The 10,710-nt window shown below is 41.5% G+C and carries 7 protein-coding genes and 1 pseudogene; 3 read left to right on the forward strand and 5 right to left on the reverse strand.

The features are described 5' to 3' along the window. Window positions 1-183 (forward strand): transposase (locus tag A1019T_RS13865; protein ID WP_279626159.1); only part of this gene is annotated, 183 nt, incomplete at its 5' end. 11 nt (window positions 184-194) lie between these two features. Continuing rightward, window positions 195-956 (forward strand): annotated as a pseudogene (gene rlmF, locus A1019T_RS07610) (23S rRNA (adenine(1618)-N(6))-methyltransferase RlmF); the annotation flags it as partial. Between the two features lie 124 nt (window positions 957-1,080). Here rlmF and A1019T_RS07615 read toward each other — a convergent pair. From A1019T_RS07615 to dnaA, 5 genes are all read right to left on the reverse strand, one after another. Continuing rightward, the gene (locus A1019T_RS07615; RefSeq protein WP_077451118.1) at window positions 1,081-1,665 is read right to left on the reverse strand and encodes a manganese efflux pump MntP; all 585 of its coding nucleotides are present in this window, start codon (window positions 1,663-1,665) and stop codon (window positions 1,081-1,083) included. 143 nt (window positions 1,666-1,808) lie between these two features. Next, on the reverse strand, window positions 1,809-4,463 hold the full coding sequence (gyrB, locus tag A1019T_RS07620) for a DNA topoisomerase (ATP-hydrolyzing) subunit B (RefSeq protein ID WP_077451119.1): 2,655 nt from the start codon (window positions 4,461-4,463) through the stop codon (window positions 1,809-1,811). Window positions 4,464-4,792: 329 nt separating this feature from the next. Continuing rightward, window positions 4,793-6,130 carry a DNA replication/repair protein RecF gene (recF, locus tag A1019T_RS07625; protein WP_077451120.1) on the reverse strand — a complete coding sequence of 446 codons (1,338 nt, stop codon included), beginning with the start codon at window positions 6,128-6,130 and terminating at the stop codon, window positions 4,793-4,795. A 301-nt stretch (window positions 6,131-6,431) separates the two neighbouring features. After that, window positions 6,432-7,607 carry a DNA polymerase III subunit beta gene (gene dnaN / locus A1019T_RS07630; protein WP_077451122.1) on the reverse strand — a complete coding sequence of 392 codons (1,176 nt, stop codon included), beginning with the start codon at window positions 7,605-7,607 and terminating at the stop codon, window positions 6,432-6,434. Between the two features lie 193 nt (window positions 7,608-7,800). Beyond that, window positions 7,801-9,204, reverse strand: coding sequence for a chromosomal replication initiator protein DnaA (gene dnaA, locus A1019T_RS07635; protein WP_077451123.1), 1,404 nt, complete (start codon window positions 9,202-9,204; stop codon window positions 7,801-7,803). A 1,300-nt stretch (window positions 9,205-10,504) separates the two neighbouring features. Between dnaA and rpmH the strand changes: the two genes are divergently transcribed. Further along, window positions 10,505-10,639, forward strand: a complete 135-nt coding sequence (rpmH, locus tag A1019T_RS07640; RefSeq protein ID WP_007394757.1) for a 50S ribosomal protein L34 — start codon at window positions 10,505-10,507, stop codon at window positions 10,637-10,639. Window positions 10,640-10,710 lie beyond the last annotated feature (71 nt).

The raw sequence follows: 10,710 nt of genomic DNA on the forward strand, positions 1-10,710 counted from the left end.
CTTGATATTCAAAAAATCATTGAAGATTCAGGACACACTATTCTATGGTTACCGCCTTATAGTCCTGACTTAAACCCTATTGAGCAAACTTGGGCTTGGGTTAAGAAAAAGCGTCAAGATTGGGGAATAGATTGTATCGATACGTTATTCTTCTATTTTCTTTGGCTGTGTGACTGTTTTTAAGGGCTATGACTATATTGGCCCATCATTACAACATCAAATACTGGGATTTACCCAAAGGCTACCTGTGCCCACCGATTCCAGGTCGTGCTGACTATATTCACCAAGTGGCTGACTTATTGGCCGATAACAACAGTGGCTCAGAAAATAAAAAGCCACATGTATTAGACATTGGTACCGGAGCCAGTTTGATTTATCCCATTGTGGGCAGTCAAAGTTATGGCTGGTACTTTACCGCTACCGATATAGATCCTGTTTCTATTAACACCGCCAAAGCCATTTGTGAAATCAATCCCAATCTAAAAAAATTGGTCACGGTCAAACAGCAAAAGAATCCGAAGAATATCTTTAAAGGTATTATCGGTGAACACGATTATTTTGATATCACCGTGTGTAACCCCCCGTTTCATGGGTCAATGCAAGAAGTACTGGATGCTAATAATCGCAAACAAAGTAAATTACAAAAGAACCGTGCTCGTCGCAATCCTAATGGGCAAGCCAACAAGTTTGCCGATGCCAAAAACAACTTAAACTTTGGTGGTCAAAATGCAGAGTTATGGACTGAAGGAGGCGAATTCGCGTTTATCAGTCGTATGATTAATGAGAGTGTCGATTACGCTCAGCAAGTTAATTGGTTCACTACTTTGGTTTCAAGAGCTGAAAACTTAAAACCTCTTGATGCTCTACTGAGAAGAGTCGGCGCCAGACAGATAAAAACCATTAATATGCAGCATGGTCAAAAGGCCAGTCGCATTTTGGCATGGCGTTTTAAATAGTGTTTTAGATAAGCAGCAGTAAACTCCAACTCGCTTATTTATACTCAAAAAAAAGCCCCTTTGCTTAATAACAAAGGGGCTTTTCTTATGTATATAACTTAATATATAGTGTATGAATTACCCGCTATAAAACCATTTTGATACCAATGGCGATTAGTACCACACCGCCCAATATCTCTGCTTTATCTTCTAGCCAGGTGCCCGATTGTCGACCTAAATATACGCCACCAAAGCTGAACAGAGCCGTCACTATCGCGATAATGAGACACGCAATCCAAGCATTCACTGCCAATAAATTTAGGGTAAAGCCAGCCGCCATCGCATCAATACTGGTGGCAATCGCCATGGTAGTCATAAGCTTATGGTCAATTTTTGTATTGTCCTCTGACCCAAGCTCTTCTTCTTCCTCGTCACTTATTGCCTCATACAGCATCTTTACACCCAGTCCCACTAGGATAATACAGCCAATCCAAGGCGCAGCAGACGCCAACCAACCCAGCAAGGCTGACCCTAATAAATAACCAATTAAGGGCATAATCCCTTGGGCTATACCAAAGTAGAGTCCGGCCATGACTGCCAGTCTGAGCAACATAGCCTTTGCCTTTGCTGAGCTTGCATAGGCAGTACTGCTCTGTTTTGCCCCTAGTCCAATAGATACTGCAAAAGCATCCATCGCTAAGGCAATGGCCAAGAATAAAACTTCGATCATAATCTACTTCCTACCCACTCAGCAGCAACGACTTTTAAGGCTAAAATCTGAAAATAAAACATAAGGCTTATGTTTCACGTGAAACAAAGAAGTCACCTTGCAAGCAAGATGACTTCTTTTAAAACCAATTACGCACATTGATATTAGATATCTAAGTTACTGACAGTCAGCGCATTTTCTTCAATGAATTGACGACGAGGCTCAACATCATCACCCATCAAACAAGTGAATAAATGATCCGCCGCGATGGCATCTTCAATAGTCACTTTTAACATGCGACGGTTTTCAGGATCCATCGTGGTATCCCACAGCTGGTCGGCGTTCATCTCACCTAGACCTTTATAGCGTTGGACAGATAGACCACGGCGTGCCTCTTGCATTACTTGCTGCCATAAATGGTCAAAGTCACGAAGCAACACATCTTTTACGGTGCCAGTGGTAGTATCACGGCGAACAAAGGCCGTTTCGGTTAATAGCGTATTCCACTCTGCAGACAGACGGATTAAGCGCGCATATTCGCCTGAGTTTAAGAAGCCGGCATCTAGCAAATAGTGCTGGAATAAATTGTGCACGTAAATGGTGATGCGCGGTAACCACTGCGGCTTGGTCGACAGCATTTCGCTATCCTCACCTTCTACAACTTCTGCATCCTCAATATCGCCATTTGGACTGTCTACTTTAGCGCCCAGTTTAAACTTAAATTGATTATTGGCATCTTTCGCCGCTTCAGACAGCTCATCGGTGCGCGGCGCATGGATGTTATCAAGCTCAATCGATGGGCGTAAGTCGCTACCAAATCGCTCTAATTGAGCTTGTAGCTTCTCTTTCCACTCACTCATGGCATCATAGTCATAAGTCATGTCAGTGGTCAGTTTAGGCACATGGGTCAGCGCATCTAACAACACCGCAGGGTAGCGGATTTGTAGACGAGACTTCACCAGCTGGGTTTGGTTGTAGTCATTTAACAGCTTCTCTAATGCTTGACCGGTAATGGCCGGTGCATCTTCACTGATGTGCAGCTTCATTTCATCAATGGTTGAGGACAGTAGATAGGCTTTTAACGCTTCATCATCTTTTAGATATAACTCTTGACGGCCTTTTTTCACTTTATACAAAGGTGGCTGAGCAATATAGATATAACCACGCTCAATCAGCTCTGGCGTTTGACGGAAGAAGAATGTCAGGAGTAACGTTCTAATATGCGACCCGTCGACATCAGCGTCGGTCATGATGATGATCTTATGATAGCGAACTTTATCTGGATTATATTCATCCGGACCAATACCACAGCCTAAAGCAGTAATTAGGGTACCAACTTCAGCGGACGACAACATCTTGTCAAAACGGGCACGTTCCACGTTAAGAATTTTACCTTTTAGCGGTAAAATGGCTTGTGTCTTACGGCTACGACCCTGCTTAGCAGAACCGCCCGCAGAGTCCCCTTCCACAATATATAATTCAGAAAGTGCAGGGTCTTTTTCTTGACAGTCGGCCAGTTTACCCGGTAAACCAGCAATATCTAAAGAAGTCTTACGGCGGGTTAATTCACGGGCTTTACGCGCCGCATCACGGGCACGGGCTGCATCAATAATCTTACTGGCAATAGATTTCGCTGCCCCTGGATGCTCAAGCAGATAATCACTAAACTTATCATGCATCGCTGATTCAACAGCAGATTTTACTTCACTTGATACCAGTTTATCTTTGGTCTGACTTGAGAACTTAGGATCGGGAACCTTAACTGAGACAATGGCTGTTAACCCTTCACGAGCGTCATCCCCTGTGGTGTTGACCTTCTCTTTTTTCATCATATTCTCATTGTCCATATAAGTATTTAGACAACGAGTTAATGCTGAGCGGAAACCTGATAAGTGAGTGCCGCCATCTTTTTGCGGAATATTGTTGGTAAAGCACAGCACTTTTTCATTATAAGTATCGGTCCATTGTAAGGCTGCTTCGACCACGATACCGTCTTCTTGCTCGCTAACAAAGTGGAAAACTTCGTTTAGCCCCTCTTTACCTGAGTTGATGTAAGCCACAAACTCGGATAAGCCACCTTTATGTTCAAAGACATGCTGCTTATCAGAACGCTCATCGGTTAAGACAATACGTACCCCTGAGTTTAAGAAAGACAACTCACGCAGACGCTTGGCTAGAATGTCAAAATCAAAGGTCGTGCCCGTGAACACTTCTGGGCTAGGATAGAATCGAATTTGAGTCCCCGTACGCTCAGTTTCTTCTAGCATCTGAATGTCACCATCAGGCACGCCATCGCTATAGGTTTGCTGATAATGATGACCTTCACGCCAGATATTCATTTCAAGCTTTTTAGACAGAGCGTTTACTACCGATACCCCTACCCCGTGCAAACCGCCTGACACTTTATAACTGTTATCATCGAATTTACCACCAGCATGCAGTACAGTCATAATAACCTGAGCGGCCGATACGCCTTCTTCAGGATGCACATCAACTGGAATACCACGACCGTTATCCATGACGCTAACCGATTCATCTTCATGAATGATGATATCAATTTGGTCACAATGTCCTGCTAGTGCCTCATCAATGGAGTTATCGACGACTTCAAATACCATGTGATGTAGGCCCGTGCCGTCATCGGTGTCGCCGATATACATGCCTGGACGTACGCGTACTGCTTCAAGCCCTCTTAATACTCGAATATTCTTTGAGCTATATTCTTCTGGGTGCACCCCTTCAGGGATGTCTGATAACTCGACCCCTTCAGGCAAGCTAGCAGCTAGCTCTTGCTCGGTATTATGGTTTAATTCACTCATGTTATATCCTTTCCTAAAACGGCAATGCTGATATCCTCAGCAATTCAAATGGCATAGGGGTTCTTACAGCTCACTTGTTAACGTTACCCACATTCTCGCTCAATTTTTACTTAACTGGCTGTTTACTTACTTAATGGACATTCTAATTTATAATTTACTTGGTTAAATCAGTACCCATTAATCGGTACTTGGCCTTCCAATCTAGCCAAATACGCAGGTTTCTATACCAATAATTTCACTATAAAACTTATTCGCCATTATAGCATTTTTTGGGGATAAAAGCATGAGATATATGGGCTTGTATTGTCCCATATACTAATGATGAGGGCTTAATTTATGGCTTCTTCAGTCACCTGCCCTTGTTTCACGTGAAACATTTTAGCCTGTGGCCAATAATGGCCAATTTCAACCATAATTTTCGGTTCTAAACTGGTGATAAACACTTGGCAAGAAAGTTGTGACAAGGACTTTAATAAGATGGTCAAAGCCCGCTCATCCAGTTCAGCAGCAATATCATCTAATAGAACTAGGGGCATCACTTCATCCTCACTTATAACCGCAGAGTCTGCTTCCCCTTGTTTTACAGTCGCTAGTAAGGGCAGCTGTGATAGTTTCAAGGCAGTAATTAACAGCTTTTTTTCACCGCGAGAAAGCACGTTAGCGGCTTGCTCACGCACATTGCCCAATAAGCCGACCTCCTCCAAATCATAAAAACCTTGCTCTTCTTGGTAAGGCTGCTCGGGGGCTAACCTAGATTCGGAGGTTTGGGGTTCTGAGCTCTTAAGTTGTGTGTCTTGCTGTCCTATATTTTTAGAACCTGCATTTTGAGAGCTTGTCTCTTGAAAAGCGGCCACTTGCTGTCTTGCTACTTCATCTTCAACCCACAACACTTGCACATCTGCTCGGTGACAGCCAATGCGCGTATATCCCATCTGACAATCTTGAGCCAACCGTTGTTGCAATAATTCGTCTAGAGCAACCTCAGTGTTATACCCTGCTGAAAATTTAAGCTGAATAAAGGGAGCATAGTCAGGTAAGAGTTGTTGAATAAGGGAATTAAACAAGGGTTGCCACTCCTCAAAAGCCTGCTGGCGATAATGAGTAATGAGCGCCGCGTGATTGGCCAACCCTTTGTCCCAAGCCGCCAACTCTTGTAACTGATAGGAAGACAGTTTAGGTGATTGCTTTAATAACGCATTTCTTTGCTTTAATAAACGTTGATAAGACAACCACTGAGGATGAAACCCAGGTTTCACGTGAAACGTTATCCAGTCTAATAATTGTCTGCGGCTACCACTGCCAATCTCCAAAATATCCATAGAAGACGGATCAATAAGCAAAGTAGGGAGCTGCTTGGTCAAAGCACTCTGGACATAAACGGCTTGTTGATCGAGACGCATAATACTGCTGGCATCTTGCGCTTTTTGAATCGCCATACTGTTGCCATTGGCAAATTTAGCATAGACCGTGGTATGAGGCGCATGATGCGAAATATAGCGTTTCGGTTGATGGTGTCGAAAGCTTTTACCCCGAGAAAGAAGATATAAAGACTCTAATAAAGAGGTTTTGCCACTGCCATTGGCACCAATAAAAACATTACACTGCCCCGGCTGAATATGAACCGCTTGCAAGTTGCGCAATTGATGAACACTAAGTTGGGTCAGCATAGAACACGCCTTTATTGTCTATTGAATCCTATAAATGAGGGCACCGGTCCCTTGATTAAAGCCTAATCTTGTTACTAAGTTGGCATTATTAAGTTTTTCACAATTATAACCTAGAGTAAACCGGTCTATTTCATTTAACATAATATAAATAACCCACCCCTTATACATTATGTTAAATAATCTAAGCTCTTTTATAGCATAGTCTAAAGAGAAAAAAGCGATTTTCATCCAATAAAAAAGCAAAACCAAAAGGTTTTGCTTTTTTAGGTAAACTACATTAGTAGCCTGAATCAAATAAGGTTTAAATACGCATTGGCATGATGACATACTGGTGCTGAGTATCATTTAACTGATTGACCAGTACCGAGCTGTTGGCCTGGCTCATGTTCAGTTGAACCTCCCCTGCCAATACATCTAACACATCTTGCAAATAAGCGGCATTGAAAGACAACTCAATTGGCTCACCCTGATACTTCACCTGTAAGGCTTCTACCGCCTCATCTTGCTCAGCATTATTGGCGCGAACCTCAACATTGCCATCTTGCGAGAACTTAAAAATAACCCCACGTGACTTCTCATTACTGAGAATAGAGACCCGTCTTAGTACCTCTGTCATTTGTTCTTTATTAACCAAGGCTATTTTATCGGTGTTATTTGGCATCACTCGGCGATAATCAGGGAATTTTCCGTCAATTAAACGCGCCGTAAACGTCACTTTGATGCTATCGTCAATCTCACCGGTGCTATCGACATTGCCAAAAGGCAAGGTGACTTGTAAAAACTCTCTGCCAAACACCAAGGTTAAATTGCCATCATTGTCACCTACTAACTTACCCAGCTCATTGCCCAGGCGTTCAAGCTCAACAACCGCCTTACGTGGCAAGATAGCCTGCATAGTGAAGTCATCGGCCACATCAATCACGCTACGCGCCAACGCCAAGCGGTGACCGTCGGTGGCCACCGTGGTTAACTGTCGCTGCGCCACCTCAAAAAGCATACCGGTTAAGTAATAGCGCACGTCTTGGATCGCCATCGCAAATTGGGTTTTCGCCATCAGATCCATCAACACTGCTCTGCTTAAAGTCAATGGCGTGATATTGGCAGGATTACCTAATACTGGGAACTCTGACGCTGGTAACGTACCCAATACAAAACGGCTTTTACCACTGGTAATGATACAGCGCTCATTGGCTTCAGCCGTCAGATTGATCATGGTATCTTTTGGCAATAACTTACAGATTTCATGCAGTTTATAGGCCGGCAATGTGGTGGCACCTATAACGCCTGTGGCACCATTACCTAGCTTAACTTCCGCACTTAACTCTACTTCCAAATCCGAAGCCGTCAAAATCAGTAGCTGCTCAGTAACTTCCAGTTTTATATTACCTAGAACCACCATGTTATGGCGTTTGTCTGCTGCTTTGGCAATCAAATTGATGGCTTTTAACAGCAATTCACGGTTTATAGACAGTTGCATAATATTGGACTCTTTAATGGGGTCTTAATAGGGCTTATACCCAGTTTAATATTACTTCTTTGGTTTCGCTAACTTTTTTATTATCTTTTATAGTCTTGCGTTATCTTTTATTGTTAGGGCTATTAAGTATAACCAATTGAGGAACGCTGTGCACAACCAGTATGGTAATTGATTATGCCCCCTACTCGCTTTATTATCCTGCTTGTAGTGTCATCGACAACGCTTTGTATTCTTTGTCTAACACCGGATCTTCACTGCGTAACTGCGCTACTTTTTCACAAGCATGCATCACCGTGGTATGATCGCGGCCCCCAAAAGATTGACCGATATCGGGAAAGCTATCTTTGGTAAGCTCTCGCGCCAACGCCATAGCAATTTGACGTGGACGAGCAATACTACGGGTGCGCTTTTTACTCATTAAATCTTTTACCGACACATCATAATACTCAGCCACTACCTTGCGGATATTGTCCATACTCACTGCTTGCGAACGTATAGCTATCACATCTTTTAAGGCATATTGCACCATATCTAAATCGATGGGATTGCCCGTTAAGTTGGCATTGGCTACTACCTGATTCAGCGCCCCTTCTAAGCGCCTGACGTTAGAGACCACGTTTTGAGCGATAAAAAGTGCACATTCTTTCGGCAGTTCTATCCCAGATAAAGTGGCTTTTTTCTGCAGAATTTGCATTCGAGTTTCCATTTCTGGCGGCTCTATGCCCACTGCCAGACCAGAGGAAAACCTGGAACGAAAACGTTCGTCAAATTCAGTCATTTGCGAGGGGTGTCGGTCTGAGGCCAAAATAACCTGCTTACCCTCAACCATAAAATCAGCAAATAATGACAAAAACTCACTACTCGATTTGCTTTTACCTGCCAAAACGTGCACGTCATCAATAATTAGCAGATCTACCCGTTTTATCTTGCGTTTAAATTGCTCAATTTTTTGATTACGCAGCGCATAAACCAACTGGTTAATAAACTTTTCAGAAGAAAAATAGTAAAAAGTTTTGCCGATCTTTAAGTACTTATGAGCCACTGAATGCATTAAGTGAGTTTTACCTAACCCCGAGGCTCCATATAAAAACAAAGGATTATGGCGGTTCTGTGACTGCTTCTTACCCAGCTCTAGGCAGGCTTTGTAAGCCAACATATTTGACTTACCGCTGACGAAAGTCTCAAAGGTAAAATAAGGGTTAATATAACTTAGGGATTTATCAGATCCCATCTGCGAGGCCTGGTTACCAGCAGACTCGATACCAACTGGGGGCGAGCTTGGCTGAGACCCACTGTATTGGGCACCAGTAGTAGGATTGTCTACTAAGTCTCGAGGGGGTTGTTGAACACTACTTTCAACCTGGATCACAACTTGGCTTATTTCGCCATTACTGTGTTGCTTTACCAGCTGTTCAATCGCATTAAAATGATTTTCTTGTACATGAGACACAAAGTATTGGTTAGGTGCCAGTAGCTCTAACTTATCCCCAACTACTTTAGCAGACAGTGGCCTAAGCCACATCGTAAACTCATTTTCTTTGAGCTGATATCTTAAGTCATTAAGACACCTATCCCATAACGACAAACTATCTGACATGACCCATTAACCCTAATAAAAAGGACAAAAGAAGAAGAGTAGGGGGAGGTAAAAAAGAAGGTCTCACCCTGTTTAATGCGGCTACTTTAACATATAAAATCACAAATATCATCAGAATTATTCTGTGGATAACTTTGTGGCTAACCTTGTGGATAACTATTTTTAGAGAGTTATACAGAGTTTAGTAACAGGTTATCAACAGCAATAACCACAAGTTAAGATAATGATTTAATTATATTTTTTATAGTTATTCACAGGTAAATAGGTTGCTAATAATAACAAAAGAACTATTATATATATAGTTATAGGGAACACTGCTTTCTGTGGATAAGTTTTTAATAGAATCAAAATCATTTGTTCTAAAACAACAAAAGCATTCTCTAGAAAACAGAGACTTATCACAGTAATTAAATTTAAAAAACGAAATTTAGAACAGTCTTTACAGCAACCAAATAGACTGTAAAACAACAGGGGTCAATTGATAATTATAAGGTTTCATAAGCAGCTTTAGTTTTAGATCGAAGCAAGCACAAACTTAGTTTTCAACCTCTATGTTTGTGACAACTGGTAAGCATTCATTGTAGCTTAATGCTTATTAAAACTTAGAATCACAACACGGATATCGAAAAAAAACACCCTTCTCTGTTGTCAGTTTAGGGAGCACTCAAGACTTATTTTTTATATTCAGCAAATTGAATGTCCAGCAAGCAATCGATTTTTGCATCCAAAATATAAAAAATAGTAGCTATCCAGAGTAGCTGTCATAAATATATAGATCTTGGTCGACTACTCACGACAATTTTTTTCATATCAAAAGATAACTCATTGAAAAAGAGTTTGTTATAGAAACAATAATTGTGTAATTTAACTTAATATATACCGCGAAAAATAGACAGTTGAAACCGCACTTTTTGTTAAGTAAAACTGTATTAAATAGATAATCTGGTGCTATGTAATTTTCATAAATAGACGATTGCTAGAGCTTTTCTGCAAACTATTTTATTTACGGTCTATTAGAATTGATTTGACGCAAAAAAACGAAAAAAAAACCTTCGTAGAAATACTTATTTGTTGATGGGAAGTTATGGTTGTCAAAATCAGTTATTAGCTCCTTAGTTTTTAGCACAAGCCACCCAGCTATCGCCGCTAACGACCTTAACTTATCAAACCCGTTATCATTGATGGCTTAAAACCTTTATTTATTATTGACAATAAGGGGCTTAGCTGGCATAATCGCTCGCTACAACAAATTCTTAGTGAACGCTATTTATTTTAATTTCTTTGCTGTCAAAGGTGATTTATGAAACGTACATTCCAGCCAAGCGTTATCAAACGCAAGCGCACTCATGGTTTCCGTGCTCGCATGGCAACTAAAAAAGGTCGTCAAGTTTTAGCACGTCGTCGTGCAAAAGGTCGTCATCGTTTAACTGTGTAATTGATTATACTCATTGATAGTTTTAAACTTATTGATAGTTAATTACCGAAAAACTTTAGACAGACAAGTAA

This window comes from Psychrobacter piechaudii, assembly GCF_900162825.1.
Taxonomy (GTDB): domain Bacteria; phylum Pseudomonadota; class Gammaproteobacteria; order Pseudomonadales; family Moraxellaceae; genus Psychrobacter; species Psychrobacter piechaudii.